The organism is Streptomyces sp. NPDC002125 (assembly GCF_053593715.1).
Genome location: NZ_JBSFDD010000005.1, coordinates 168696 through 193106 on the forward strand (window position 1 = coordinate 168696; position 24411 = coordinate 193106).

At 68.3% G+C, this 24411-nt stretch carries 36 protein-coding genes; 17 read left to right on the forward strand and 19 right to left on the reverse strand.

Annotation, left to right across the window (positions count from 1 at the left end; genetic code table 11):
* Window positions 1-95: 95 nt before the first annotated feature.
* The 16 genes from ACWCQM_RS11130 to ACWCQM_RS11205 form a co-directional block, all read right to left on the reverse strand.
* Window positions 96-278, reverse strand: coding sequence for a hypothetical protein (locus ACWCQM_RS11130; protein ID WP_450915007.1), 183 nt, complete (start codon window positions 276-278; stop codon window positions 96-98).
* A 74-nt stretch (window positions 279-352) separates the two neighbouring features.
* Window positions 353-529, reverse strand: a complete 177-nt coding sequence (locus ACWCQM_RS11135) for a hypothetical protein (protein WP_450915008.1) — start codon at window positions 527-529, stop codon at window positions 353-355.
* Between the two features lie 29 nt (window positions 530-558).
* Window positions 559-771, reverse strand: a complete 213-nt coding sequence (locus tag ACWCQM_RS11140) for a zinc finger domain-containing protein (protein ID WP_450915009.1) — start codon at window positions 769-771, stop codon at window positions 559-561.
* A 20-nt stretch (window positions 772-791) separates the two neighbouring features.
* Entirely contained in the window at window positions 792-1052 is a 261-nt protein-coding gene (locus ACWCQM_RS11145) for a hypothetical protein (RefSeq protein ID WP_450915010.1), read from the reverse strand.
* A gap of 125 nt (window positions 1053-1177) precedes the next feature.
* The gene (locus tag ACWCQM_RS11150; protein WP_450915011.1) at window positions 1178-2146 is read right to left on the reverse strand and encodes a hypothetical protein; all 969 of its coding nucleotides are present in this window, start codon (window positions 2144-2146) and stop codon (window positions 1178-1180) included.
* Between the two features lie 77 nt (window positions 2147-2223).
* Window positions 2224-2817, reverse strand: a complete 594-nt coding sequence (locus ACWCQM_RS11155; protein ID WP_450915012.1) for a hypothetical protein — start codon at window positions 2815-2817, stop codon at window positions 2224-2226.
* 84 nt (window positions 2818-2901) lie between these two features.
* Window positions 2902-3312 (reverse strand): hypothetical protein, encoded by a 411-nt coding sequence (locus tag ACWCQM_RS11160; protein WP_450915013.1) that lies wholly within the window; start codon window positions 3310-3312, stop codon window positions 2902-2904.
* 285 nt (window positions 3313-3597) lie between these two features.
* A complete protein-coding gene (locus tag ACWCQM_RS11165; protein WP_450915014.1) occupies window positions 3598-3894 on the reverse strand; it encodes a hypothetical protein in 297 nt (98 codons plus the stop codon).
* Window positions 3895-3962: 68 nt separating this feature from the next.
* Window positions 3963-4271 (reverse strand): hypothetical protein, encoded by a 309-nt coding sequence (locus tag ACWCQM_RS11170; RefSeq protein WP_450915015.1) that lies wholly within the window; start codon window positions 4269-4271, stop codon window positions 3963-3965.
* Between the two features lie 88 nt (window positions 4272-4359).
* A complete protein-coding gene (locus ACWCQM_RS11175; protein ID WP_450915016.1) occupies window positions 4360-4617 on the reverse strand; it encodes a hypothetical protein in 258 nt (85 codons plus the stop codon).
* A 27-nt stretch (window positions 4618-4644) separates the two neighbouring features.
* Window positions 4645-5241, reverse strand: coding sequence for a hypothetical protein (locus ACWCQM_RS11180; protein ID WP_450915017.1), 597 nt, complete (start codon window positions 5239-5241; stop codon window positions 4645-4647).
* 101 nt (window positions 5242-5342) lie between these two features.
* Entirely contained in the window at window positions 5343-5627 is a 285-nt protein-coding gene (locus tag ACWCQM_RS11185) for a hypothetical protein (protein ID WP_450915018.1), read from the reverse strand.
* A 351-nt stretch (window positions 5628-5978) separates the two neighbouring features.
* Window positions 5979-6377 carry a hypothetical protein gene (locus ACWCQM_RS11190; protein WP_450915019.1) on the reverse strand — a complete coding sequence of 133 codons (399 nt, stop codon included), beginning with the start codon at window positions 6375-6377 and terminating at the stop codon, window positions 5979-5981.
* Window positions 6378-6442: 65 nt separating this feature from the next.
* Complete coding sequence (locus tag ACWCQM_RS11195) at window positions 6443-7915, reverse strand: hypothetical protein (protein WP_450915020.1); 1473 nt, start codon at window positions 7913-7915, stop codon at window positions 6443-6445.
* A 225-nt stretch (window positions 7916-8140) separates the two neighbouring features.
* On the reverse strand, window positions 8141-8413 hold the full coding sequence (locus ACWCQM_RS11200) for a hypothetical protein (RefSeq protein WP_450915021.1): 273 nt from the start codon (window positions 8411-8413) through the stop codon (window positions 8141-8143).
* A 232-nt stretch (window positions 8414-8645) separates the two neighbouring features.
* Entirely contained in the window at window positions 8646-9392 is a 747-nt protein-coding gene (locus ACWCQM_RS11205) for a GntR family transcriptional regulator (RefSeq protein ID WP_450915022.1), read from the reverse strand.
* 251 nt (window positions 9393-9643) lie between these two features.
* On the opposite strand from ACWCQM_RS11205, the gene ACWCQM_RS11210 reads away from it, so the two are divergent.
* The 15 genes from ACWCQM_RS11210 (at window position 9644) to ACWCQM_RS11280 (ending at window position 20164) form a co-directional block, all read left to right on the forward strand.
* Window positions 9644-10144: a hypothetical protein gene (locus ACWCQM_RS11210; RefSeq protein ID WP_450915023.1), complete on the forward strand. Its 501-nt coding sequence runs from the start codon at window positions 9644-9646 to the stop codon at window positions 10142-10144.
* Window positions 10141-10551, forward strand: coding sequence for a hypothetical protein (locus ACWCQM_RS11215; protein ID WP_450915024.1), 411 nt, complete (start codon window positions 10141-10143; stop codon window positions 10549-10551). The genes ACWCQM_RS11210 and ACWCQM_RS11215 overlap by 4 nt, the downstream gene beginning before the upstream one ends.
* Window positions 10551-11012, forward strand: a complete 462-nt coding sequence (locus ACWCQM_RS11220; protein ID WP_450915025.1) for a hypothetical protein — start codon at window positions 10551-10553, stop codon at window positions 11010-11012. The genes ACWCQM_RS11215 and ACWCQM_RS11220 overlap by 1 nt, the downstream gene beginning before the upstream one ends.
* Window positions 11013-11033: 21 nt before the next feature.
* Window positions 11034-11198, forward strand: coding sequence for a hypothetical protein (locus tag ACWCQM_RS11225; RefSeq protein ID WP_450915026.1), 165 nt, complete (start codon window positions 11034-11036; stop codon window positions 11196-11198).
* Window positions 11199-11270: 72 nt separating this feature from the next.
* Window positions 11271-11702: an NUDIX domain-containing protein gene (locus tag ACWCQM_RS11230; protein WP_450915027.1), complete on the forward strand. Its 432-nt coding sequence runs from the start codon at window positions 11271-11273 to the stop codon at window positions 11700-11702.
* Window positions 11703-11720: 18 nt separating this feature from the next.
* Entirely contained in the window at window positions 11721-11942 is a 222-nt protein-coding gene (locus ACWCQM_RS11235) for a hypothetical protein (protein ID WP_450915028.1), read from the forward strand.
* A gap of 45 nt (window positions 11943-11987) precedes the next feature.
* Window positions 11988-12299 carry a hypothetical protein gene (locus ACWCQM_RS11240; protein WP_450915029.1) on the forward strand — a complete coding sequence of 104 codons (312 nt, stop codon included), beginning with the start codon at window positions 11988-11990 and terminating at the stop codon, window positions 12297-12299.
* Window positions 12300-12404: 105 nt separating this feature from the next.
* A complete protein-coding gene (locus tag ACWCQM_RS11245) occupies window positions 12405-12575 on the forward strand; it encodes a hypothetical protein (protein ID WP_450915030.1) in 171 nt (56 codons plus the stop codon).
* A gap of 35 nt (window positions 12576-12610) precedes the next feature.
* Window positions 12611-13792, forward strand: coding sequence for a hypothetical protein (locus ACWCQM_RS11250; RefSeq protein ID WP_450915031.1), 1182 nt, complete (start codon window positions 12611-12613; stop codon window positions 13790-13792).
* 42 nt (window positions 13793-13834) lie between these two features.
* Entirely contained in the window at window positions 13835-14326 is a 492-nt protein-coding gene (locus ACWCQM_RS11255; protein ID WP_450915032.1) for a DUF6197 family protein, read from the forward strand.
* A gap of 5 nt (window positions 14327-14331) precedes the next feature.
* Window positions 14332-14943: a hypothetical protein gene (locus ACWCQM_RS11260; protein WP_450915033.1), complete on the forward strand. Its 612-nt coding sequence runs from the start codon at window positions 14332-14334 to the stop codon at window positions 14941-14943.
* Window positions 14944-15069: 126 nt separating this feature from the next.
* Window positions 15070-16707 (forward strand): hypothetical protein, encoded by a 1638-nt coding sequence (locus ACWCQM_RS11265; protein ID WP_450915034.1) that lies wholly within the window; start codon window positions 15070-15072, stop codon window positions 16705-16707.
* Window positions 16708-16727: 20 nt separating this feature from the next.
* A complete protein-coding gene (locus tag ACWCQM_RS11270) occupies window positions 16728-17111 on the forward strand; it encodes a hypothetical protein (protein ID WP_450915035.1) in 384 nt (127 codons plus the stop codon).
* Between the two features lie 82 nt (window positions 17112-17193).
* The gene (locus ACWCQM_RS11275) at window positions 17194-19530 is read left to right on the forward strand and encodes a type IV secretory system conjugative DNA transfer family protein (protein ID WP_450915036.1); all 2337 of its coding nucleotides are present in this window, start codon (window positions 17194-17196) and stop codon (window positions 19528-19530) included.
* A gap of 199 nt (window positions 19531-19729) precedes the next feature.
* Window positions 19730-20164: a protein kilB gene (locus tag ACWCQM_RS11280; protein WP_450915037.1), complete on the forward strand. Its 435-nt coding sequence runs from the start codon at window positions 19730-19732 to the stop codon at window positions 20162-20164.
* A 389-nt stretch (window positions 20165-20553) separates the two neighbouring features.
* Here ACWCQM_RS11280 and ACWCQM_RS11285 read toward each other — a convergent pair whose 3' ends face one another.
* The 3 genes from ACWCQM_RS11285 to ACWCQM_RS11295 form a co-directional block, all read right to left on the reverse strand.
* Window positions 20554-20775, reverse strand: a complete 222-nt coding sequence (locus ACWCQM_RS11285) for a hypothetical protein (protein ID WP_450915038.1) — start codon at window positions 20773-20775, stop codon at window positions 20554-20556.
* A 74-nt stretch (window positions 20776-20849) separates the two neighbouring features.
* Window positions 20850-21353, reverse strand: a complete 504-nt coding sequence (locus tag ACWCQM_RS11290; RefSeq protein WP_450915039.1) for a hypothetical protein — start codon at window positions 21351-21353, stop codon at window positions 20850-20852.
* 99 nt (window positions 21354-21452) lie between these two features.
* The gene (locus ACWCQM_RS11295) at window positions 21453-21929 is read right to left on the reverse strand and encodes a hypothetical protein (RefSeq protein WP_450915040.1); all 477 of its coding nucleotides are present in this window, start codon (window positions 21927-21929) and stop codon (window positions 21453-21455) included.
* Between the two features lie 305 nt (window positions 21930-22234).
* Here ACWCQM_RS11295 and ACWCQM_RS11300 point away from each other — a divergent pair, with 305 nt between their 5' ends.
* Window positions 22235-22741: a hypothetical protein gene (locus tag ACWCQM_RS11300; protein ID WP_450915041.1), complete on the forward strand. Its 507-nt coding sequence runs from the start codon at window positions 22235-22237 to the stop codon at window positions 22739-22741.
* Window positions 22722-24371, forward strand: coding sequence for a terminase large subunit domain-containing protein (locus tag ACWCQM_RS11305; protein WP_450915042.1), 1650 nt, complete (start codon window positions 22722-22724; stop codon window positions 24369-24371). The genes ACWCQM_RS11300 and ACWCQM_RS11305 overlap by 20 nt, the downstream gene beginning before the upstream one ends.
* The last annotated feature ends 40 nt before the right edge of the window (window positions 24372-24411 follow it).

Genomic DNA, 24411 nt, shown 5'->3' on the forward strand with positions numbered 1-24411 from the left:
CACCCGGGCGAGTGGCAAGTCGTACCGGCGTTGCACAGGCAGCGGAACGGCGCCCGCCGCCCTGGGCCGGGCGACGGGCGCGGGGCGCTGCTCGGTCAGTGAGGCTGGTTGGGGTTACTCGCCCAGGCGAAGGCCTCCGCCAGATTCTTGAGAACCTCCGATGCGTCCAGGGAGGTCATGGTCTTCGAGGCCTCTGCGATGGCCACCCGTCGCTCGATGGCGCCGAGGAGGGCGAGCCGAGCGGATTCGGTGGCGTCAACGACCTTCTGCGACTGCATGATGCAAAGCCTTTCGATCTGGATCAAGCGGACTACGACCAGGCTGACATGAGGGTCTGACAATCAGCACTGGCCTACCGCTGGACGGCCAGCCACTGAAGGAGGTCCGAGAGCACCGGCGTCGGTGGCGGTTCGGGCGGGAGGGTGAATAGCCAGTCCGCCGGCCGGAGGACGAGGCGCTGCTCCTCGGTGGTCCACCAGTAGGGCTTGCCGTGGAGCCAGACGGTGCGGGCGCGGTCGGCAGGGTGCATGGGTCAGGCCTCCGTGGGGCGCTGCTCGGTCATCGGCTTTCCTTCTGCTCCTGGTAGAGCTCGGCGCGCTCCTCGTGGACGCCCTTCATCCGGCGGCCGGCCTTGCCGTAGCACCAGGCTCCGGGGACGCTGCCGCACTCGGGGCAGGCGACCATCAGCTCGGGCTTGTGGACGGTGGGGTCGCGGTGGGGCATGTGGGTCCATCCGGGTGGTGGGTGGCCGCCCCGGGGCGGGGCGGCCACAAGACGGGGTGGGCGCAAGGTCAGGCGGGAAGCAGCGGCCCGAAGTGGGCTTCGACGTCCCGGCGGAGCATGGGGTCCATGTCGGCCGCACAGGGCAGCATCACGGCGTCCCCGTCATGGGTGCGGTCGGTGAGCCGCCAGATGTCGCTGTCCCGATCCAGGAACTCAGGCCACCCGGTAGGGACTCCGCAGTTCGTCTCCTCGCAGAGCTCGATGGCGATGTCCTCGGGAATGCGGGCCGCACCGAGGCGGTACGCCCTGTCCATGGGGTGCTCGGTCATGTCGGTGCTCCTTCGGTGGTGGGTGCGTGTCGCTGTGTGTCCGTGTCCGGGCCTGTGCCTTCCGTGGTGGAGGCAGAGTGCGGCTGCGGCGCACAGGGCCACGTGCAGGGCGGCGTGGGCCAGGGTCACGGGGCGGGGTGGTAGCGGCGGCAGGTGCAACCGTCGTGCAGGCAGGCCCCGTAGCGGAGGTGGTTGTTCAGCACGTGTTGGCAGTCGTCGCAGCGGGCGGCAAGCAGCGCGGCCGTGGGCGAGACGGGCTCCTCGGTCTCGTCGGGGGTGGGCTGCTGCGCCTCGGCGGCCATGCGGCTCAGGTGCTGGGCGCCGGCGGTCGTGGCCGAGTTGGGCTGAGTCTCGCGGCGGTCGTAGGGCCACGCCATGGTTCGGCTGCCCCACGGAGCGCGGTGGCTTCCCCGGTGGCCCTTGTGGAGCACGCAGCGGGTGTCGGTGTGGTGCGGGTAGAACGAACCGCAGGCGGGAATCCGGGCGCCCGTTGCGGTCCAGTCGGCGACGTTGGCCCAGTCGCCGTCAGCACCATGGACGATCACGTCGCCGAACATGGCGCGGAACGCGTCAGCTGCCTCGTTCAGGACCGTGGCCCGCAGCCCGGCCTGCTCGCCATCGGCTACGGCCATGACGGCATCGATCATGTGCTGTCCGTCGTCGAGGACCCAGCCGTCGGTGTCGCGGATCGCTGCCGCGTACCGGGCACGGCGGTCGACGGCGGGCGCGGTCTCCGGTTGCCCGGTGGTGGTGCCGAGCACCTGCCGGGCCACCGCGAGAGCAGTGGCCGTCTCGCACGGCCACACGGCGGCCTGGCCGTCCTCGTCGGCGCAAGTTCCGCACGCTCCGTCGTAGCTCTGGTGCAGGTCGGCGACGCGACCCAGAGCAGCGGGCAGCGTGGTGGCGGGGGCAGGCTCGGCCACCGGGCGCGGGGTGTGCTCGCTGGTGAAGTGGTCGGCGAGGATCTGAGCCCGGCTGGCCGTGTATTTGTCGGGAACGCCGTGCGCGGCCCAGTGGCAGCCGGGCTCGGTGCAGCGGATCGGGGTGATCGGGCCGAGGATGCTTTCGTCAGCGGCGCTTGTGGTGTCGGTCATGGGGTGTCTCCTGCGCGTGGGTGGCGGGGTGGTGGCGGTGGCCCGGGGCGGTGACACCCCGGGCCGGGGTGGGGCGATCAGGCGGGGGCGGGGGCCGTGGTGCCGTCAAGGACCGCGCGCCACCCCTCGTACTGCTCGGGCTCGATGTCGGCGGATCCGTCGTAGTACGAGACCGGTCCGCCGTAGACCTCGTGCATGGGGCCGAAGGTGTCGAGGACCTCGCGAAGGGTGGCGGCCAGCCGATCGGCTCGGGCCTCGGCCTGCTGGCGGAACTGGTGCGGGGTCGGGCACTCGCGGCGCTGAACGGTGACGGTGTAGCCCTGGCCGGTGGCCCCGTCGGTCATCTCCATCTCGACGTAGTTCGAGGCGCCGTGGCCGTCGAGGACGCCGCGCATTCCGGCGGCGAAGATGCGGACCATCTCGGTGGCCTCGTCGAGTTCGAGGGTGGCGACGCCGTCCTTGATGGTGAGGGCGCGCACCATCGTGCCGTCGACGAGGATCTCGGCGGCGAGTTCGCCGAGGGAGTCGAGAGCAATGTCGGCGGCGAGGGTGAGGTTCGGCTTCCGGCCGGGGCGGCGCCATGCGGGCCAGGTCTCGGTCAGCCGCTGCTCGATGAGGTCACGGGTACGGGTGCGGCGCTCCTCGCGCTGCTCGTCGGTCAGCTCGGTCACGGTGTCCTCCTGGTGGTGGCGTGTGATGCTGGGGGTGGGGCGCCCCCGGGTCGAACGGGGGCGCCCCGTCCTGCTGCGGGACGGTCACGGGGTGGGGTGGGGGAAGGCGGCCCGCCAGGGGCCGGTGAGGGTGTCGTGCTGGTCCGGGGTGATGAGGTCGCGGACTACCGCGGCCCAGGCGGCGGACCAGCTGGCTGCCCATGCGGTGTCCCAGGTCCGGTCCCAGGTCGATTCGCGGGAGGCGTGCCAGCCGGCGTTCCATGTGGCGGCTCGGGCGGCATGCCAGGCGTCGGCACGGCCCGATGTGCGGGCGGCGGCTCGGGCGGCATCCTCCGCGGCGGGCCGGGCGTCCGCCCAGGCGGCATCGCGGGCGGCGTCGTGGATGCGGCCTGCCTGATCTGCGGTCAGGGATGCTGCCTGGCGCACCACCTGTGCGACGCCCGCCCACCCGGGGCCGAAGGTGGCCTCCAGGTCCGTGTCGGTGATGGCCGTCATGGGTGAGTCCTTTCGGTGTGGGCGGTGCCGTGGGGTCTTCTCAGGGTGGCGTGGCTTTGGCCGATCGCTCCCCCTGCTCGGGTAGGCAGACGCCCATCATACCCGCAAACATATGGCATACGCCAGACGTTATGCGGTTCGGGGTAATGCGATACGTCACCCCATCCCGCCGAACCCGACGGGCGTCGCACCTGGGCAGTCCTCGACCTCTGAGCAGCGCAGCACCCTGGGCACGACGAAGCCCCCGGCCGATGGCCGAGGGCTCTTCTGTGCGGCGCCGGACGGCTACCTGGTGACGCTCACGTCCTCGAGCTGGTCGTCCATCACGCCAAGTGCCCCGCCGGCCTCCCGAAGGTGAACGTTGGCGACCTGGAGGGCCTGCCCGGCGTTCAGGAGGGCGCGCAGGGCCATGGACACCTGCTCACCGATATCCGCACCGCCTTCGGCCCGGATGCGGTGCTGCTCCTCGAGGACCTGGAGCGTGCGGGCTGTGGTCTGAAGCTCGCGGGACAGGATGCGGGTGCAGGCGGCCATGCCGGTGACAGCAGTGGTGACGGTGCTGACGGTCTGCCGATCGGTCATCGCTGCTCCTTGGTCCTGTACCACTGTGCCCAGTGTGGCAGCGGGCACTGACAGGGAGAGGGGCGCCTTCACCCCCAGGGGTGGTCCTCCAGGCTGCCGAGGAGCCTCTGGATTGATGCCACGTCCTTCCGGATCGCGTCCGTCCACGGCGTCACGTCCTTGCGGTGCTCGGCAATGGGGTCCATCCACTCGTCGTCAGGCATGAGTCTGTCCAGGCGCATGGAGTCGTTCTTGTTCTCGCGCCATTCGGCGCTGGCCCCGCCGTCTCCCCAGGCCATGAACCAGCGGTCTTCCCCGGGCCACTTGATCGCGATGGCCTGCTCGTACCGGTGGATGCGGATCTTCGGGTGCTGGTTCTCCGGCTTCTCTTGCGTCATGCCGCCCCATCATGCCGACCCCGGGAGTACGGCTGCGCCCCGAACCAGGGCCGGTCCGGGACGCAGACAGTCGGAATGAGCCGGGTCCCTACTGGCGACCCCGGGAGTACACCTCCGTCGTGGCCTGCCGGGGGTGCTCGTCGTACAGGCGGTCCTCAAGGCTGTCGAGCGCCAGGGCAATGACCTCGCGGGCTTCCGCGAGCCTCTGGGCCGGCACCGCTTCAGGACCGGTCTTCGGGTAAGCCCTCCCGAGCTGGATCTCAAGGCGGAGGAGCTCGTGCCGCATCTGCGCAATGTGCGCTCCGAGCTGATCGTGTTCCTCGAAGGTGAGGCGGGACTTCGTCATCGCGTCATGTCTCTTATCGAAAGCGGTCTACAGCGGGGGTACGTACAGGCCGGCGGCGGCCCCGATCTGCCGGACGTCCACGGTGGGCTGCAAAGGTGACGGCTTCCAGCCGGTGACCTGCTGAACGAAGCCACCCCGGTCGGCCTTGGCCGCGTTCCACTGGCTGTCCAGGACGGGTAGGCGCAGCCAGTTCAGACGCTCGCCGGTCACGGCGTGCACAGGGTGGGTGAAGTGCGTCAGGAAGTCCTCGCGGAATGCGTCATCAGGTCGCAGGGCGGCGTAGCGGGGCTTCGGTAGCCGGCGGGCGTGCGGGGCGTACTCGGCGACATTGCCGCCGTCCGGCCCCTTGATTCCCCAGGTGATGTGAACCTCGCCAGGGCTGTACAGGTCGGGCCACTCCTTGTGCAGCAGATCAGCGTGCTTGTCGATCCAGATCTTCCAGAGGTCATGGGCGCTGATTTCGTCGGCCGTGTAGTCGTCGGTGAGGTCGTCTCCGTCGAGTTCGGCGACGAGTGCGAGTTCCTCGGTGTGGGTGAAGCCGCTTTGCCTGGAGGAGTAGGTCCACCGGTTGCCGGGGCCGTAGGGGAGGACGGTGGTAGGTGGGGCGTCAGGGTCGATAGTCATGCGGCCAGTCTTGTCGCCTGTGACCTGCCTTGTCCGGGCATTGCGCAACAAGACGCCCCCAACCCGGATCGGACTGAGGGCGTCGTGCTGCTGCATGCAGATCAAGCGTCGGGTTCATCCCGGAAGTAGTGGGGCTCGATCTGCTTCAAGCGGTCATCCGCCCCAGCCGCCGGCACCAGGAAGACATGCAGGCCGGTGTTGAAGGTGCCGTGGTTGTCGTAGCTGAACCAGGAGTCCACCACCCGGTACCGGTCCCCGCTGCCGAGCAGGACTCCGGACCCGACCGGAAGGTCCAGCAGGCCCTCCTCCTGCATGTACAGCACGTCCGACGAGTTGGCCTCGTGGAAGTACGTCGGCCACCGGTACACCCCGGGGCTTTCCGCCATGTGAACCCTCCCCATGATCGCGGGACGCTTGGCGCACCCCTGCGTAGATCATGCCCTGAGGTCGGCCTGTGCTGGTCTTGTACGGGAATTACGCACGGGCCATCGTTGATCTCGACGACAGGGGGCAGGGTGAACTTCGAGTTCGTGTGCGGGTGGTGCGGGGCGGACTGCGTCGTCTGGGGGAAGCCGACCGGGTTCTGGACGGAGCAGTACCGTCTGCCAGCGGACTGGGACTGCTGGTGGTGCGATGGCAACAACATCACCCCGCCACCACCCTGGACGCCAGCCGACTGACTCCGGGCCGACCCGCGAAGACCGACCCGGACAGGGTGTCAGAACAGGGCGACAGGTTCAGCTGGCCTTGCACTCGCCGCAGAGACCTGCCCCGTAGAAGCGTGTGCCGCATTGGGTGCAGTCGCTGATGTCCGTGTCTGACGGATCAGCTGGCCACTCCGAGTCTGGGCGGGTCTCCACGGTTGCAGGTCGCTCGGGAAACAACGCAACGTCGTGCCATTCGTTCACCAGCTTCACCAGGTGATCGGTGCGCTTCGGCGGAAACGGGGGAGCCGGAGCTTCGACGAGCGGATACAGCAGACAGGCGGCGAGGCGCACTGCGTGCATGGCGGCAGTGTCGTGAGGCTGAATGGCCTTACCCCCTTGCCGGCGGCTCTGGTCGAGCTTCGCCGCCAGGACGAGGAGTTCGTTGTACACGCCTTCACGAATGGTGGCGCGAACGTCGGAATCGGTCACGGATATTTCCTGCGGTGGCTTACGGATGTCGCCGAGCCAGCCGATGTGGCTGGCCCGGCAGGGACTTAGAACGGGGCGGGGCTGCAGTACGCAGCTTTCTGCTCCGGGGTGCCGTACTGGGCGGCGATTTCGGCGCGCAGCCGGGCGGTCTCGAGGGCGTCCTCGTCAACATCAGGCGGCGTTTCCTCTGTGGTGCTGAGCATGACCTCGGCTGCCCACTCGGCTTCGGCCTGGTCGTCCTGGCACGTACCGCACAGCGGATTCCCCGCGACAGGAACGGACGCCGGGCACTGATCGTTCGCACAGTCCCGCAACAGAGGCGCAGCAGGCTGTACGGCTCGCTGCGGGGGCAACGCGGCATCGGGTGAACCGGCACCCACCGGAGGCGTGTTCGCGCCCCCAGGCGGCTTCTGGCCGCACTTGCGGGCCTGCTCCGCCTTCCAGCCCGCGATCCGCATCTCGCACTTCACGCAGACCTCGCCAGTGTCCAGGCTCGCCCCGTTCTCGCACCGGAGGTCCGGACATGCGAACCGGTCACCGCGGCGCAGCGGGCGGACCAAGGCGGCAGCGACACCGACCGGCTTCTCGAACCGGCCGTCGGCCGCCCAGATGTCTGCGAACCCGTGGTTGGCCCACCGGTACCAGATGCGCTCACCCATCTGCTCGACCGTCCGGCCCTCCGCCATCGCGGCCAGGATCGCCGACGACAGCACCGGCAGGTCGGGCAGACCGTTCTGGAGGAGCTCCGGCGGGAACAAGGCTCGCACCCGGCGGACGACGTCGAGTTGCTCCCTGGTGTGGGCCGCCTTCTTGCTGCCGTCTTTGGGGTCTCGAGCTGGTTTGCGGGTGTCGTCGTTCGGTGTGGGGGAGGGGCTCGTCTTGCCGGACGCGGCGAAGCCGCCTTCACGTGCACGCACGCTACTACCCGCAGATGGCCTTCGGCCGTCACCACCGCTACGCGGTGAAACCGCCTCCTCTCCCTCCCCCTTCTCTTCTTCTACTTCTCCTGAGTCTTTTACCGCCGCACCGGTGCGGCCAGGGGTAGCCGCATGTACGCGGCCAGGGGTAGCCGCACCAGTGCGGCCACCCCCTTGACCAGGGGAACCCTCCTCAGCGGCCTGTCGACGAGCAGCCCGGCGCTCCGCCCGAGCAGCCGCGCGTTCGTCCCACAGCACGTGGTCCAGGAGCTCGTACTCGCTCGGCAGATTCAACTTCGGATGGTCAGGGTCGGCCTGCCGGTGGACTTTCAGCAGCCGACGTTCCTCCAGCCGCTTCGTGGAGCGATCCACGGTGTCCACCGACTTGCCGATGCACTCCGCCAGCCGCTTCCGGGTCGGAACGTCGTCCGGGATGCCGTTCAGGTCTACGTCGCCGGCGTCGGGAGACTCGCGGGTCTCGATGTCCACGAACGAGGCGATGGCGGCGTACAGGGCCTTGTCGGTGGGGTCGACGCTGCCGTCGCGGGCGAGCTCGAAGTCGAACTTGACCCAGTCCAACCGGCTACCACGTCGGGTTGCTCGAGGGCGCGTGCCGCTCATGCCGTCACCCCCGCCGTACGGAGGATCACGGAGCGTGCACTTGCGGTGGTGCGGGTTGCTACGGGTACCCTCATCGGGAACCTCGACCTTCTGATGGGGCGACGTTCGGAGCAGCGGTTACGACCCGCTGTTGCACTTGGAAGGCCGGTTGGAGCTGCGAACTCTCCGGCCTTCTTGCATGTCCAGGACTGCCACGAACCGTGGCTATGGCGGGGCATAACCGGGTCACGGGGAGCTCCGTGTCGACCGCGGGGCCTTGTCCGGGCCCCGACCGACGATGGGGTGCGACTGGAAGAACTCCAGGAACGGCTTTGTCTCCATGACGTCGGCCCTGGCGATTTCCCAGTACGGGTAGGGGCGGTCGATGCCGAAGGGCCACTCGGGGTGCCGGTAGGCGATGCGTCGGACGCCTTCGCGGGTCATGTGCAGGCAGAGGCCGAGGCGCATGAGGAGTTCAGCGCCGGTGGCGAAGGTGACGACGGGGGGCGTTTCGGTCACCGTTCGGGGGTCTTTTGTCTTCATCGGAGCCCCCGGTCTGCGGTTTTTACGCCCCGGAGATTCGCGAGAGTCACGCCAACAAGTAGTCTCATGGCGACGGCCTTCCTTAGTGATGGGGTGGGTACGTCACGTGCTGCCGACTCGCAGGCCGGTAGTGCATAGGACGGTCGACTGGTCTGATACACCGGTCGGCCGTTCGTGCGTCCAGGCTGGATGCTGGGACGCGGCAAGATCAGGCGTCACCATCTCCTTCCGAAGGCCGCAGCGAAGTTGTCCAGCGCAGGATCGTCGAGCCCTCCGCTACCTTCACGGCGACCTCCACGACACGCCCATCTTCCAGCGTGACCGTACGAACGATCTGCGTGACCACGACAGTGTCCGCAGTCAGCCCGAGGGTCTCCTTCTCGGACGCCGTGGCGAGCCGACTGGTGACCTCTTCCAGGACCTCGTTCTGGGCTACGCCCAACCGTTCCGCCGCAAGCTCCCGCGAGGCACCAGTCGAGACCGGCTCCTGAAGCTCCGGGGTCACCGCGATGACGTACGCCGGGTAGTAACTGCTGCTCAAGTGCACCGGGACGTTGCCCCGACTCACGACCCGCCGCCGTACCTGCACGGGAGTGCCTGGGGGCACGTCCAGCCGATGAGCGACGAGGGCGTCCGCGCCGACAGTCCCCACTTCGAGGATTCGCGAGGACTCGCCATCCCCCATGGCGCTGCCGGTGCTGGCGTGCAGAGCTACCCGGGCGCCGATGCCGGTACTGGCCGGCGACGCCACGACCATCTTGGCGCCCGGCCTGGGAAGGATCAGTCCTTCCATCTTGAGGGTCCGATACGCGCGAGCCACGGTGGCGTGGGCCACCTGGTACTGCTCCTTGAGCTGGTTGTAGCTCGGTACCTCGTCGCCGGGCCGCAGGGTCCCGTCCTTCATCTGACGGCGTAGCTCCGCAGCGATCTCTGCGGACCCAGGCTTCTTCGGCATGTCGCCTCCTTCCGTTCGTCGTCCACTACGCACTCCGTTGTGAGTAGTCATCTGCTTCGGAGTCTAGTCCAAGGGAACATTTTTCGATACTAGTCTTGCATCACGTTGAGACTAGTCTATATTGGAGGTGTCGGAAACGGCGGCGGTCCAGAAACGCCAAAGGGCCCGGGTGTGCAACCACCCAGGCCCAGAGGGGACCCCGAAGAGTCCGGCGGACCGTGCCCCACCTGCTCAATCAGGAGGAGATCCGCGTGAATCAGCGTAGCCGCATCACCGGACACACCGCACCCACCACCCCGACCATGCCGACCCGGCTCCCCAGCAGCGAGTTCCTCACCGACCTCGCCCGCCGGCTGAACCAGCCCAGCCAGACCACCCGGGTCTTCACCCCCGAGACCCTCCACTTCACGTTCCTCATGTCCGCCCGCCTCACCCACCAGTGCGCGCAGTACAACGCCACCGCGTCCCGCGTCTGGAACGAGAACCGGAACAGCAACTACCACACGAAGGACGCCAACGACCTCGCGATCCGCGAGGCCAGCGACATGGCCGACTACGCGTGGGACGAGGCCACCCGTGACGCCGACCGGGCTTACGCCCTCCTGGTGGACACCACGGTGGAGGGAATGACGGGCGCGGACCTCCTGAACCGCATCGTTCGCCTGCTGGCCCCCGGCCCTGGCCGCCGCCTCCTCGCCACGGGCATCAAGCGCGGCAACGGCCCCCTCGTCATCCAGGCGGTGGCGGCATGAGCGCCAACGACCTGACACCCGCCCAGCAGCTCCTCGCCGCCATCCACAACCTGAACATGGCCGACTACCAGACGGACCCCACCGGCCAACCCGTCGTCCGCCTCACCATCCGCACCATGGACGGCGAGTTCGTCGGCGAAGTCCAGCTCGGACAGCGCGCCACCACAGAGACCACGAACGCCGTGTCCGTCGTCGCCGAGTACGCCCTCGCGAAGCCCTCCACCCCAGACCTCCACCCGAAGGCCGTCGCCGACCTCATCGACATGTTCGACAACCTCGACCTCGTCGACCTCACCAAGAGCGTCCTCAACGCGGTGACCCCCACCGGCCGCCTCGCGGCCACGCAGGCCATCGACGACATGTTCGGCCACATCCCCCACCCCGGCGCCGAAAACGGGGACCTGTGATGGCCGAGATCCACGACGCCCTGGACGACTTCGAAGGCATCGACTGGATCCCCGGCCTCACCAAGGTCCTCGACGGCATCCAGGACATGGCTGACGCCGCCCAGAACGGCCACTTCACCCTCGACGCCACCCAGACCACCCTCAGCCTCCTCGCCAACCCCCACGGCCCCGACCTCCCCCAACTCCTCGCCCTCCTCGCCACCCACCTCACGAACGCCGACACCAACCCCACCCTCACCGCCCTCGACCACACCACCCGCAAAACCGTCCAACTCGCAGGCGAACACCACGCCCACGACACCGCGGAGTACACCCCCCGTGACCACCCCAACCACGCCGCCGGCCTGATCGACGAAACCGTGAGGGGAGGTGCCATGACCCTCCTCGACGACGACCAGCGAAAGGAGCTCTCCAACAAGGTCCGCAAGGTCAACAAGCAGTCCGAGTCCCGCCCCCGCTGAACACCCGTGAAAGGACCCGTCATGCCGAAGCACCTGAAGTTCGGACCGGACCTCTCCCAGGAGCTCTATACGGCCATCGAGCGCGACAACAAGCGCGAGGAAGGCGGTATGCACGCCGACGACCGCACCACTTGCTGGCGGCACCAGTCATGGGCCGACGGCTGCAAGGACCAGCACACCCGCTGAACCACCCCTCCCCGCGGGGGTCCGGCCGAGCCGACAGACCGGACCCCCGCACCAACCCCGAAAGGACCCGCCATGGGCGAGACCGAGACGTTCGAGACCATCCGCTACACCGCCGACGTCATCGTCACCACGACCGACGGCCACGTCCTGCTCATCCAGCGCGGCTGGGACCCCCACAAGGGCATGTGGGCCCTCCCCGGCGGCCACGTCGACCCCGGCGAGACCAGCCGCGCCGCCGCCGCCCGCGAGCTCGCCGAGGAAGCCGGCGTGTACGTGGCGCCGGAAGAGCTGGACCAGATCGGCACGTTCGACGCCCCCGGCCGGGACCCGCGCGGCCGGTACATCACCGTCGCCTACCACCTGACCGTCATCCCCGGAACGGCCATCGAGGCCGGTGACGACGCGACCCGCGCCGAGTGGTGGCCGATCGATGGCCTGCCGCCGCTGGCGTTCGACCACGCCGACATCCTCCGCGCTGCCATCAGCCAGACGACCGCCGCCTGATCGCCGAAAGGGCCCGACATGGATACGTGGAAGGGCAAGCCCCTCGTCGACCGCAGCCCGGTCAGCGACATCGACCTCCACTACCGCATCTACAACGCCACCACCGGCCAGCTCCTCTCCTTCGGAACCAACGGTGGCCCCGGCTCCCTCAACGGAATCGTCCAGGACGCCCTCCGCATCCAGGCCGAGCATCCCGGGGTCCGGCTCTACGCCGAGCAGTTTGACGGCCCCGTCTACTGACCCGCCAACCCACACCATCCAACCCGCACTGGAAGGCCCGACCACATGACCACGAAGACCATCACCGCCGAGAGCCTGATCGCCGACTACGCCGCCGACATTGCGTTCGTCGCCGAGGAGGAGCCCGCCACCACCCTGGCGGTGTTCAACACGCAACTCGCCACCGCAGCCGACCGCCTCGGCAAGGAGTGGGCCGACATCGACGGCGCGGAGGAACTCCCGACCGCCGTCACCTACCTCGCCGACGCCGTCGACAGCACCGACGACACCGAACGCACCGTTCTCGTGAACCGTGCCGCCACATACCTCACCGACATCCACGACCTCGTCGAGGAGTACCGGGAAATGGCCGGCTGACCCGGCCCGCCCTGTCGCCCCCAGCCCCCGCGGCTGGTGGCGGCAGAGAGGCCCGGACCACACGGACCCCAACCACCGCCGCTCAACGACGAGAAAGGCACCCCGATGACCGCCACCGAATTCCTCCAGACCCACGGCGACCCCACCACCTGGACGACCGCCGACCACGAGACGTACGAGGTCCTCCGCACCAACGACGCCCACCTCGGCACCCCGCAGGCCACCGCCCAGCAGTCCGCCGACCGGCTCCGCAACCTCCTCGCACCCGCCGCCTGACCACCGCCACACCGACCCGAAAGGACCGAGCACCGATGACCAGCACCCCGGCCCTGCAGCCGACCACCAGCCCCACCCCGGGCCAGGCCCTGCCCACCGCCGGGGACAGCCTCGTCCGCAAGCTCACCAGCGGCCAGAAGTGGGTACTCGCCCTCGCGACCCTCCCGATGATCGCCGTCGGAATCGGCGGCGCCATCGGCACCTACGCCAACGCCACCGCCGAACTTCACCGCGCCGAAACTGCCCTCGGCGTCGTCGCCGCCGGCGAAGGAGCAACCCTCGTCGCCGCCATCGTCATGATCGGCGTCACCATGCTCGGCCAGGCCGCCCCCCTCGTCGTCCGCGCCGCCCTCTGGGCCCTCCCCGCCGCCGCCTCCACCATGGGCATCGTCATCGCCCCCACGGTCAAGGAAGCCGTCGTCTACGGCCTCACCCCCCTCGCCATGACCGCCTCCGCTGAAGGCATCAGCTTCCTCGCCCGCCGGATCGTCGCCCACACCAGCGGAGTCGACGTCGAAGCGCAGCGCCGCAACGCCGAGATCCTCCGCAAGATCGCCTTCCATGCCGCCCAGGCCGAACGGCACCCCGACGAGAAGGTCCAGAAGAAGTCGGCTCTCGAAGCGTGGAAGCTCATGCGCCAGATCGGCGACGGCGACTCACAGCTCGGCTCAGGGCTCATCGGCGTCCAGCGCACCCGGCTCACCCAGGGAGCCGACGCCGCTCTCGTATCCATGCTCACCGGCACCCCTGAGCCCGCCCCGGCTCACACCCTGATCCCGGCCATCGAAGCGGGTGAGCCGACCACTGAGCCGACCACTGAGCCGACCCGTGAGCTCACCCCCGGGCCTCTGAGCCTGAGCCAGAACAGTGAGCCGCTCGCAGAGTCGACCCCCCGCAACCTCACCGACCCCGCAACGATCAACCACCCGGCTGACCAGCAGATCTCCCGTGAGCCCGTCTTGAGCCGGGCTGAGCCGGTCATCAACCCGCCCCTTCAGACCGCCAATGAGCCGACCGCCGATGAGCCCGCTGAGCCGGAGGCTGGCTCAGACGAGAAGGAGCAGCAGATCGCCACCCTGGCTCACCGGCTCAAGGTCGGCGACCGGCTCACCAAGACCACCGCGGCTCAGATCCTCGGCGTGAGCCCGGCCACCGCCGGCCGACGGCTCAAGGACGCCCGCGACCGCATCAGCGACGGAACCGGCCTCTACATGTGAGCCGAGTCCTCAGCCCCGCCCACCCCCCTGAAGGAGCCCCCGATGAACCACACTCTGGCCCCGTCGCAGTTCACCAGCCCCGACATCCGCCCCAGCGGGTTTGACGCCCTGCCCCCGGAACCCGTCCCTGAGACCGCGGCGGAACCACCGCCCTGGTCCCACCGGCTCCTCCCGCCGTTCCTCCGCCGGGTCTTCGCCGACCTGGGGCTTTGGCAGGACCCGACCCCCCAGCCCCCGTCCGTACACCTCGAGCAGACCCTGGCCGTCCTCCGCCAGTACGGGTGGTGCCAGTCCGTCGACACCACCCCCACCGGCCGGCTCTGTATCCGCGGCGCCCAGAACGTCCTCGAGAAGACCGGCCATACCACCCCGGCCGGGCGTGAACGAGCCGTCGCCTACATGCAGCAGGCCCTCGCCCAGGCCGGTGTCCACATGCAGTTCTTCGCCTGGAACGACCTCCCCGACCAGCAGTTTCCCGCCGTCCAGCAGCTCCTCACGAGGGCCGCCGGCCTCGCCCGACAGAACGGAGAGTGACCCGCATGACCGCCGCCGACGACCGACACCGGTTCGACGAGATGATCAACAAGGAATACAGCGTGCCCCCCACCGAAAGCGCCCAGGAATCGCCCTACGGCCGCTACGCACAATCCATCAAGCCGGGCCTCACCAAGCGCGGAAAGGTCGCCCTGGCTATCGGTGCAGCGGTTATCGCCGGGGGTGGAATGCTCACCTGGCAGCACTACAACACCCAGGCGCAGGCCACGGAATTCCGGGCGCAGGAACTCCAGTACAAGAACAACGTTCTTGCCCTGGAGATGCAGAAGGAACTCAACAAGGCCCACGCCGCTGACCAGAAGGCCCAGGAGACCTTCAGCGCCTCCCAGCAGAAGCAGATCAATGCCTGCGTGGACGCCGACAAGGGTCTCATTGGGAAGCAGCTCGGTGTCACCTATCAGTCCGTTACCAAGGACTGCCGTGCCCAGTACGGGGTCAGCAACGACAGCAGCCCGGCTATGGCGGAGGCCGCCTCTACGACCGACGCGACCAGCGAGGGAGGGATCTCCCCGGCCGTTCTCCTGAGCATCGGAACAGGGGGAGCGGTCCTCATCGCAGCCGCAGCCAACCGCGGCAAGAAGAACCGCGCAGCGTAACCGATCAGGTTCATTCCTCACTCACTTCACCCCCGAAAGCCCCCGACATGGCCGCCCATGATCCGCCTGGTCGGGGTTCCGGACGGGGAAGTGAGTGAGGAATGAAGCTACAGAGAGTGAGGATTGATGGCGACCGACACGGTTCCCGCTGCAGCCCCCGGGCCGCCCGAACCTGCCGCCGGCACCACCGCTAACAACGAGCCAGCGAAGGGCTTCCTGGCGGCGATGCTGGCCCCCGTGGAACCCGCCCGCCCCACCTTCGACCTTTCCCCGACAACCAACAGCAACACCACCGACGGCCCCGACGAGGCCCTGGACCGCTCCGCCCCCGGCCTGTCTTCCGCATCCTTCCGCGACGCCGAAAACTCCGCAGCGAAGGACGCCACCGGGGCAAAGCAGAAAGCCCAGGGATCCGTCTGGAAGGCGTGGTGGCTAGCTGGTGCAACCCGCTGGGCAAAGGGCGGCGGCACGGCGAACAAGCGCGTTGACATGCAGAAAGCGAAAGCGCAGGCCCACCAGGTCAAGGAAAGCCGGACCACTAGCATCACGAACTCCGGGGGCCTTGCCGGGCGGAACTCTATCGGTGCCGGCGGCGCGCCCAAGGGAAATTCCGGTAAAGCGGGTGGCGATTCCCGTGGAAAAAGCTCGTCAAATTCTTCCGGAAATGGATCAAGTGGGGCTGGTCGGGGCGGATCCGGCGGTGGCCGCGGTACCAGCGGCAGTTCGGGTGGCACTGGCAGCGGGTCTGGGCCCGGGAGGGACAAGGAGACCGGCAACCACGGCGCCGGTTCGGGCTCCTACGGATCCGCTTCCAACGGGAAGGGCTCGGCGGGCGCGTCAGGGGCCAGCAACACCGGCACGTCAGGCAAAGGCACTGGCGACAAGGCGAAGAGCGACGGGAAGGACACCAGCCCCAAGCGGTCGGGCTCCACCGGAGCCGGACCCAACGGAAAGTCCGGGTCAGCGGGCAAGGACGGCAAGCCCGGCAAGCCCGGGGCATCCGGTGGCGGCAACGGCTCCGGGAAGCAGCCAGACACCCGTACCCCGCTCGAGAAGTCCCGCGAGATCGGCCACAAAGACGGCGGCGCCGTCCGCAACGTCATCGACCACGTCAAGGCGTACAAGGACGGCACGGTCGACGGCTACCGCGACAAGGCAGGCGAGAACGCCAAGGAACACGACCGCCTCGACAAGGCGCACACCACCCACAAGAAGAAGACCGAGAAGGCCGACCCCGCCAAGGGCGGCAAGCCCGCCGAGCAGGAGGACGACGGAGTGAGCACAGACGTCAAGCCGCTGACCATCAAGACCATCGACGCCAACACCTTGACCCTGGGTACCGACGGCGCCAAGGCCACCGTCAGCCGGAAAGAGCTGCGGAACTTCAAGCAGTACGAACGCAAGCTCGAAGCCAAGGAGACCGTCCTCCAGAACATCGCCACCGCGTGCAAGCAGCTTGAGAAGCAGGCGGAGGACGAGGCCAAGGACTGCCAGGATCTTGCAGAGCAGGCCAAGAGCGTCAAGGGCGGCGAGAAGCTCCTCGCCACACTGAGCCGTCTTGCCGAGACCGCGAAGAGCCAGGCCGTGGAAGCCGCCGAGCTTGCCCAGCGCTCCAGGCGGGCCGCCGAAATGTGCAAGGTCGTCCTCACCAACATCCAGACCCGGTACGCCCCCCTGTACAAGGCCGTCGTCGACAGCGATGAGACGAAGCCCGCAGAGCTGCGCTTCTACAACGACAAGAGCTCCTACGCCCCCGCCGCCTGACCAGACAGGAGAACCAGCACATGGCAACCGACATGACGTTCAAGACCCTGGTCCGCGCCGTACAGAACAAGGAGAACAAGCTGGCCCGCCACGCGGAAAGCGTGAAACGTGCCGCAGACAACATCACCGAGCACGCCGACGACACCGCCAAGGATTCCGACGCCCTCGGCGCGAAGTCCGTCGACCGCGACTCCATCTCCGAATGCCAGGAGCTCGCCAAAGTCATCCGCGGCGTGTCTGACGGTGCCATCAGCTACGCCGCGAAGGGCACCGACACCGCGAAGGCTGCCAAGGCGGCCGGCGACCAGGCCCGCGCCACACACGGCGGATTCCAGGAAGCGTTCGACCGCTCCGACGTCACCGGCCTGGAGAACGTCTCCCGCGACTGGTTCGAGCAGGAATAACCCCCCCACCCACCGGCTGGCCCAGCACACCCCCTGGGCCAGCCGACCGCGGGACCACCCGCACCCTAAGGAGAGCAGCCCTGTGTCCACCACCGCCCAGACCGTGCCGAACACCGAACCTGCCGAGCGCTTCGCAGCCATCGCGCAGATCCTTGCCCCACTCGGGGCAGGCGTCATGGCGCCCATGCTCGACCCGGCAGCCGCCAGCGCAGCCGGCATCGCATTCATGGCGGGTGCCACGTTCACCGGCGCCAACTACATGAACCGCCTGGGCCCGTGGGCGAACCAGCTCCCCGGCATCGACATCGCCCGCAGCCACCGCGACACCATGGGCATCTCCACCATCACCACCGGCATGGCACTTGGCCTGGGCATTCTCGGCGGACCGGAAGCCACAGACCTCCTCATCGGCGGCATCCTAAACCCCGTCTCCGTGCCTGGGATCCTGTCCCTGGGCTGGTGGGCCGCCATGGGCCTGACCGGCTTCAAGCTGCGGCGCATCTTCGGCCGCCACGCCGTGGACACCCAGGCTTCCCCCGGGGCCGCAACGAACGACAGCACACCCGCACCGGTCACCCTCGCAGGAAAGATCCTGGCCGCATGGGAGGAGCACATCTCCAACCCCGACGGAGGCCGCCACCGCCACCAGGTCCTTACCGACGTCACCGTCTACACCAACCGGTGGACCGGACGCATCCTCGCCCCCGCCGGCTCCGGAGTAACCGTCAGCAAGGAAGCCGTCTCCTCCGTCTACCAGACCAACGCAGCCTGGATCGACATCGAGCACGGCGACCACGCCGGAGAAGCCCACCTCAGCGTCTCCTACACCGCCCCCGCCGAACTGAACCCCGACACCCTGCAAGGAGCCTGGAAGAAGCGCGTCGCCTGCTCCGGCGGCACCATGCCGAAAACCCACCTCGAGGACGTCACCGACGACCCGAACACCGGAGGACAGGCCGCCTGGGTTGCCGCGGACGACGACATGAAGGGCGCCCTGAAAGCACCCGACCTCACCGACCTTGCCGGTGACCTGCGTAAATCCCCCCTGCTGATCTCCTACGAACCGAACCCCAACAACGTCCGCAAGGCCATCATCCGAGTCATGGACTCCAACCCCCTTGAGGCCGGACACGACTTCCAGGGACTCGACACCCTCAAGGCATCCGCCGGCGGCTGGTTCCCCATTGGCAAAATCATCTCCGGGCACCCCGCCCGCTATCAGATGTTCGATCCCCGGCTCGGCGCACTCCACATCGTCATTGCCGGCACCACCGGAAGCGGCAAGGGTGGAGCCGTCCAGGTCATCTGCCTCGGCTACCACGCCAACGGCGCCTCGATCATCTACGCCGACCCCAAGGGCGCGTCCAACCCCGCCATTCCGAAGATGGCCGCCTACTCCGGCCTCCAGCGTCACGGCGCCCTCGGAGCCCTGCGCCTCTCCTACCACGTCCTTCAGCACCGGGTCGCAGAGGCCGCCAAGTATGACCTGAAGAACTTCCAGGCATCCAAGATGCGCCCCTGGTGCCCCACCGTCCTCGACGAAGCCCCCCAGATGCTCGGCCCCAAGGTCCCCAACCGCGCCGAAGCCGTCCACATCGTGAAGGCCGGCGCCTCCCTCGGTCGCTCCATGGGAATGCCCTGGGCCCTCGTCACCCAGACCGTCAACCTCGACCAGATGGGCGGCGAACAAGCCATCCGAGCCAACCTCCTCGCCGGCGGCGCCTGGCTGATCCTGCGCACCGACTCCGACCAGGTCAACCTCGGCGACCTCCCCACCGGCTTCGAAGGCATCGACCCCTCCCAAATCCCCGCCGTCTGGCCCACCGAAGACGAATCCCTCATCTACGACCCCGACATCCCCGAAGACGACCCTCGCCGGACCTTCGGCCTCGGCTACCTCGCCGCACCCGGCGGACGCGCAGGCATGATGCGCATCGACACCCTCGAGGACGCCACCCCCCACATCCGCCCCGAGCTCGTCGCAGCCCCCGAAGACGTCCCTTGGTGGGGCGACGAAGACATCATGGAAGAGCTGGCCAACACACCCCTGCCCGGCTTCGAAGAGAAGGGCGACGGCGGAGATGGGGAAGACGAGGACGGTGCTAGCTCGGTCATCGCGGCCGGATTCAACTTCCAGAAGAAGGAACCCACCGCCGAGGAGAAGATCCTGGCCGCCCTCCGCGACGAAGCCGACCCCCTGCACCTCGACTACCTGGGCGGCGCCAACGACATCGACCCAAACGACTTCGACATCAGCTACATCGACCGGAGTGCACTCCTCGCGGCAACCAGCCTGAAGGAAGGAACCTTCGCCAACGCCCTCGGCAAGCTCGAGACCGCAGGGAAAATCCACCGGATCGCCGAAGGCAAGACCGTGCGCGTGGGCCTGGGGCGCAGCAGCGAACCGGAGAGCGACTGACCGTGACCAGCACCAACGTGGTGACCGCCCACCTCCCCGGCGGGCGGTTCCTCATCGCCATCCTCGACCCCACCGTCCCCGACCACCACAGCCCCCTACGCCACCACCTCCGCACCGAAGCACCCGCAGGCCGGCGGGGACCGAAGGGACTGGAAATTCAAGCTGCAGAATCCGACCACAGAAGCAGGAGAACCTCCTCATGCTGACCGCCCTCATCGCCGTTCTCGGCACCCTTGCCGGCGCCACCATTGCCCACCTCAGCCAACGATCCCAACGCCGCGCCGCCGACCACCGGGCCCAACGCGCCGAAGCGCTCACCGCCGTAGCCGCCTTAGCGACCGCGCTCGCAGACCACCGGCGAGCCATGTGGGTCCGTGAAGACCTCCGCCTGCGCGGCCAGAATTGGGACGAGGCCCGCGCAGCGTCCCACGCCACCCGATCCGCGATCACCGCACCACTGCTTCATGTCCAGCTCCTCCTCCCCGCCGTCGCCCCAGCAGCCCAGGACGCCGCCCGCGCGGCCTACGAACTCCGAGGGGCTGATACGGACACCACTCTCCGTGCAGCCCGCGAACACGCCATCGCCGCCACCGACGACTTCGTCACCGCCGCAGGCGTCGCACTCACTGCCTGACCAACCCGAGGGAAGGGCAGCCCGGACAAACCCCCGATCGTGCGTCACGCTAGACATGCACGGCCCGGACGACATGGTGTCCTTGACGTCCCCGCGCCCGGGTTACTGGAAGACCGGGCCGTGCCACAGACTCCCGCCCGTACGCGGGACAGCGGAAGGCCCCCACCCGAATCCCCCCGGGTGGGGGCCTCTTCCCGAACTGGCCTCGTTTCCCGAGGCCGTGTGCCAGGATGAAGACCTGCCCGCGAAAGCGGGCGGGTTGGCGCCACCCTTCTCCGCGCGAGCGGAGGTGAGCCGATACAGGCAGACGGGAAGGCGCCCACGTACCGCCCTCTCCGCGCGAGCGGAGGTTGAAGCGTCTCATCGCCCCACGGCGGTGGGGCGCTTCGTCATGCCCGGTCCGTGCGGCGGCCAGGGCGTCGGTCGGCGGCGACGGCACGGACCTCGTCGGCACGGAATCGTGCGATGTCGCGCCCGCTGTCGGGATGCTGGATCGAGTCGACGCGTTTCACGCCCCGACGGGAAAGCAGCCCCCGCGCACTTCCCTTCTGGATGCCGAGGTACTCGGCTGCGACGTCGATGGTCCACAGCTCGGGGGTAGTGTCGGGCATGGTGCGGGCTCCTTCCGTGCCAGTACGGCCCGCTACCGGATGCACCCCGGTAGCGGGCCGTCACTATGCGATTGTCAGTGGCGCTTCGAGTGCGCGGTCCAGGGGCGCATGGCCTGATCGTGCAGCTGCTTGGGGATGCTGTCCCCGACCATGGTTGCCAGGAGCGCGTCCAAGAAGTGATCCGAGATCTCGTAGAAGATCTCGGCCTGCGAGTACTTGAACTCCAGGGCTTCCTGGGCCGCATCGCAGGCTCGCTCCCAGCGCTGCTCCCAGACCTCAGCGTCGGGGGCCGCAGCCATGACCGCCACGTAGAGTTCCCATTCCCCCTCGTCCGCGTACTCATCGTGCGCCCCGTCGAACGTGCAGTACTGGTAGCCGTTCTCGATCTTCTCCGCCTCGTCCTGGGTGAGGGACACCGCCTGGCGGACGAGGGCGTACACCGCCCTCCAGTTCTCCCCGTACGCGGCCTGACGCTCCTCGTCGGTGCCGTTGTCCGGGTTGCTGCAAGACCGGTAGTCCATGACCCCGTCGACCCAATCTTCCCGCGAGTAGTAGTCGCTGACGTCCGGAAAGCTCATTGGAGGCTCCTTCTCCGCACCGTTGGGCGGGTGCCCTTGACGATGAACCTAACCTTGCATCGCGTGATGCAAGGTTGTCAAGGGGTGCAACGCCACCCCTCACCCAACCGGCTTCCACAACCCGCACCCGCGCGCCGTGAACTGACCATCCGAAGCCAGGACCGTCACCGTGATGTCCTGCGCCGACGTCGCAAAGCCGTTATCCAGGATCTCCCCAGACCGGGACGTGCGCTCCCAGTAACAGTCCTCCAACGCCCCCGACACCCGGTACGCCCCCGGGGCGATCTCCTCCGCGTCCGGGTCCGGCTTCGCCCTCACCACATACGTGCCGTCCGAATAGAACCGCACCCCGCTACCCAGCACCTTGCGCACCGTCTTCGACCACTCCGCACACAGGATCGGCACCCCCGCCTTCAGCACCGACGCATGATCCGCGTCCTCCTGGCGCAGCGTCAGCCACTCCACCGGATCCTCACCCAGCTCCTCCTGAGCCGTCAGCGTCTCGCAAATGTCCACCACATACGCCGACGTCGACTCGCCCGGCATCCACCCCTCAGCCGCGGCCAGCTCATCCACCCGGTCCTCCCGCGTCAACGGTGCCGGCGGCGGCTCAGGCGGAACAGACAGTGTCGGCGCTGCGGACACCGACGGGCTCGACGACGACTTCCCCCCACCCTCACCACCATCCCCGCCACCACACCCCGACAGCGCCACCACCGCGACCAAACCAGCCGCCCCAGACACCACCCCGCGCATACACCTCATGGGGCGCAGGATGACACCCACACCGGGCAGGGGGAAGAAAAACCCGGACATCGGGGATCATCGGTAACAGGCGCGGGGCCTGACCGGAACAACCACACAGCGGGAGCCCCACCGCCATGAACTCCAAAGCGGAGCAGGCCATCATCGACGAACGGCGCGCCGCCCTCATCCAGCTGCGCCGGGAGAAGCCCAAGAAGCGCTTCGACTCCCCAGAAGTCCTCGCCCTCGGCTACACCTCCAGCCAGGCCGCCAGCAAGGACTTCTACCGGGCCCTCGAAGCCCGACGCAAAGACCTCAACATCCAGGTCACCGAGTACCGCGAAGAGCAGAACGAGATCCTCGACAGCCTCCTCGAGAAGCACCTGCCCACCGCCCTCGAAGGAGACATCAAGGCCAGCGAACTCTGCCTCAAGCTCCTCGAACGCCAGGCCAAGCTCAACGGCTGGGAGCAGGCACTCAAGGCCGAGCTCTCAGGTCCCGGGGGAGGCCCCGTACCCCTCAGCTCCGTCGGTGTCGCAAAGCTCCGCGACCTGATCCAGATCGCCGGAGACCCCGACCCCGACGAGGACGACGAAGACCAGGGGGACGACGAGGAAGACACGGATGACGGCGACAACGCCTGAGGCCCCTTACCTCGACGAGGACACGGGCATCGCAGACGAAGCAGCCGAACTCCTCGAGCTGGTCGCCGCCTACCGGAAGCTGAACCGCGCCCAGCGCCGCCGCATCTCCCTCGGCGCCACTCCGGAGATCCGTACCGTCCTCGCCGGCGTCGAACGCGACATGGCCCTCAAGCGCAGCCCAGGGTCCATGTCCGCGATCCTCACCGACGGCAAGGAGATGCAGGCCAAACACCTCGACCTGATCGACCGTGTCTTCCGGGACATCGCCCGCGGGATCCCCCGCAAGGTCCTCATCACGATGCCCCCGCGCCATGGGAAGAGTCGGCGTGCCGCACGGTGGGCGCCTCTCTGGTACCTGTCGAGGCACCCCGACCACCGGGTGATGATCGCCTCTTACTCCGCTGACCTCGCCGACGACCACGGCCGGTGGATTCGCGACGCCATCAACGGATACGGCGACCAGGTCGGCCTCTACCTCCACGCCGGGTCGAAAGCCGCCAACCGGTTCGACCTTGCCGACCGAGACGGCAACCGACTCGACGGGGGCCTCGTCACCGCCGGTGTCGGCGGCGGACTTACTGGCAAGGGCGCGCACCTGGCAGTCGTGGACGATCCGATCAAAGACGATGCGGACGCCCAGTCACCCACCATGCGAAAGCGCCTGTGGGACTGGTGGACGTCCGTCCTCCTGACCCGCATCGAGCCCGGCGGCTCAGTGATCGTCATCCAGACCAGGTGGCACGAGGACGACCTCGCCGGCCGCATCCTCGCCGGAGAAGACGCCTCCGACTGGACCATCCTCGACCTCCCCGCCATCGCTGACTCCCCAGAAGACCCCCTCCGCCGGGACATCGGGCGCCCCCTGTGGCCCGTCCGCTACGGCCTCAAAGCCCTCGCGAAGATTCGGCGCAGCGTCGGAGAGCGCGTCTGGTGGTCCCTGTTCCAGCAGAAACCGCGCCCCATGTCCGGTGGCGTGTGGAAGCAGGAGTGGATCGACGACCACCGCCTCACTGCGGCGATCCTGCGCAGCATCGACCTGGACCGCATCGTCATTGCCGTCGACCCTGCCGGCGGGGACTCCTCTGTGAACGACGAAGTCGGCATCACCGCGGCCGGTTCCGCCTACGTCGAAGCCCTGGGTGCCCACCACGCCCACCCGGAGATGCGCGACGAGCTCTACATCCTCGACGACAAATCGGCCTCGCTCGGTGCCGAGGAGTGGGGCATCGTCGCCTGCCAGCTCGCCATCGACTGGCAGGCCGACGCCATCGTCGTCGAGTCGAACTTCGGCGGCGACATGACCGGGCAGGTCATCAAGCAGGCTTGGCAGGAGCTGACCCGTAAGGGCCTGACCAGGCACATGCTCATGCCCCGCCTCATCCCCGTGAACGCGAAGAAGGGCAAGAGGCTGCGGGCCGAGCCGATCGCCCAGCTGTACGGACAGGGCCGTGTCCACCACGTCGGGCAGTTCACGAAACTGGAGGGCCAGATGGTCACGTGGATGCCTGGGATGGACTCCCCGGACCGCATGGACTCCGCCGTCCACGCCCTCACAGAGCTCGCCGAAATTGACGGCCTCGAGACCACGATGGACACCTACGAGCGAGGAGATCCGCCCGGCCGCCGCTGACCGGGGGCAACGATCCCGGCCCCGCGCCCTACCCTGATCA

Bases quoted from the DNA above. Each gene is read 5' to 3' on its own strand.
- ACWCQM_RS11130 (WP_450915007.1), bottom strand. From the start codon at position 278: ATGCAGTCGCAGAAGGTCGTTGACGCCACCGAATCCGCTCGGCTCGCC.
- ACWCQM_RS11135 (WP_450915008.1), bottom strand. From the start codon at position 529: ATGCACCCTGCCGACCGCGCCCGCACCGTCTGGCTCCACGGCAAGCCC.
- ACWCQM_RS11145 (WP_450915010.1), bottom strand. From the start codon at position 1,052: ATGACCGAGCACCCCATGGACAGGGCGTACCGCCTCGGTGCGGCCCGC.
- ACWCQM_RS11150 (WP_450915011.1), bottom strand. From the start codon at position 2,146: ATGACCGACACCACAAGCGCCGCTGACGAAAGCATCCTCGGCCCGATC.
- ACWCQM_RS11160 (WP_450915013.1), bottom strand. From the start codon at position 3,312: ATGACGGCCATCACCGACACGGACCTGGAGGCCACCTTCGGCCCCGGG.
- ACWCQM_RS11165 (WP_450915014.1), bottom strand. From the start codon at position 3,894: ATGACCGATCGGCAGACCGTCAGCACCGTCACCACTGCTGTCACCGGC.
- ACWCQM_RS11170 (WP_450915015.1), bottom strand. From the start codon at position 4,271: ATGACGCAAGAGAAGCCGGAGAACCAGCACCCGAAGATCCGCATCCAC.
- ACWCQM_RS11175 (WP_450915016.1), bottom strand. From the start codon at position 4,617: ATGACGAAGTCCCGCCTCACCTTCGAGGAACACGATCAGCTCGGAGCG.
- ACWCQM_RS11180 (WP_450915017.1), bottom strand. From the start codon at position 5,241: ATGACTATCGACCCTGACGCCCCACCTACCACCGTCCTCCCCTACGGC.
- ACWCQM_RS11185 (WP_450915018.1), bottom strand. From the start codon at position 5,627: ATGGCGGAAAGCCCCGGGGTGTACCGGTGGCCGACGTACTTCCACGAG.
- ACWCQM_RS11195 (WP_450915020.1), bottom strand. From the start codon at position 7,915: ATGAGCGGCACGCGCCCTCGAGCAACCCGACGTGGTAGCCGGTTGGAC.
- ACWCQM_RS11205 (WP_450915022.1), bottom strand. From the start codon at position 9,392: ATGCCGAAGAAGCCTGGGTCCGCAGAGATCGCTGCGGAGCTACGCCGT.
- ACWCQM_RS11215 (WP_450915024.1), top strand. From the start codon at position 10,141: ATGAGCGCCAACGACCTGACACCCGCCCAGCAGCTCCTCGCCGCCATC.
- ACWCQM_RS11220 (WP_450915025.1), top strand. From the start codon at position 10,551: ATGGCCGAGATCCACGACGCCCTGGACGACTTCGAAGGCATCGACTGG.
- ACWCQM_RS11225 (WP_450915026.1), top strand. From the start codon at position 11,034: ATGCCGAAGCACCTGAAGTTCGGACCGGACCTCTCCCAGGAGCTCTAT.
- ACWCQM_RS11230 (WP_450915027.1), top strand. From the start codon at position 11,271: ATGGGCGAGACCGAGACGTTCGAGACCATCCGCTACACCGCCGACGTC.
- ACWCQM_RS11235 (WP_450915028.1), top strand. From the start codon at position 11,721: ATGGATACGTGGAAGGGCAAGCCCCTCGTCGACCGCAGCCCGGTCAGC.
- ACWCQM_RS11240 (WP_450915029.1), top strand. From the start codon at position 11,988: ATGACCACGAAGACCATCACCGCCGAGAGCCTGATCGCCGACTACGCC.
- ACWCQM_RS11245 (WP_450915030.1), top strand. From the start codon at position 12,405: ATGACCGCCACCGAATTCCTCCAGACCCACGGCGACCCCACCACCTGG.
- ACWCQM_RS11250 (WP_450915031.1), top strand. From the start codon at position 12,611: ATGACCAGCACCCCGGCCCTGCAGCCGACCACCAGCCCCACCCCGGGC.
- ACWCQM_RS11255 (WP_450915032.1), top strand. From the start codon at position 13,835: ATGAACCACACTCTGGCCCCGTCGCAGTTCACCAGCCCCGACATCCGC.
- ACWCQM_RS11260 (WP_450915033.1), top strand. From the start codon at position 14,332: ATGACCGCCGCCGACGACCGACACCGGTTCGACGAGATGATCAACAAG.
- ACWCQM_RS11265 (WP_450915034.1), top strand. From the start codon at position 15,070: ATGGCGACCGACACGGTTCCCGCTGCAGCCCCCGGGCCGCCCGAACCT.
- ACWCQM_RS11270 (WP_450915035.1), top strand. From the start codon at position 16,728: ATGGCAACCGACATGACGTTCAAGACCCTGGTCCGCGCCGTACAGAAC.
- ACWCQM_RS11280 (WP_450915037.1), top strand. From the start codon at position 19,730: ATGCTGACCGCCCTCATCGCCGTTCTCGGCACCCTTGCCGGCGCCACC.
- ACWCQM_RS11285 (WP_450915038.1), bottom strand. From the start codon at position 20,775: ATGCCCGACACTACCCCCGAGCTGTGGACCATCGACGTCGCAGCCGAG.
- ACWCQM_RS11290 (WP_450915039.1), bottom strand. From the start codon at position 21,353: ATGAGCTTTCCGGACGTCAGCGACTACTACTCGCGGGAAGATTGGGTC.
- ACWCQM_RS11300 (WP_450915041.1), top strand. From the start codon at position 22,235: ATGAACTCCAAAGCGGAGCAGGCCATCATCGACGAACGGCGCGCCGCC.
- ACWCQM_RS11305 (WP_450915042.1), top strand. From the start codon at position 22,722: ATGACGGCGACAACGCCTGAGGCCCCTTACCTCGACGAGGACACGGGC.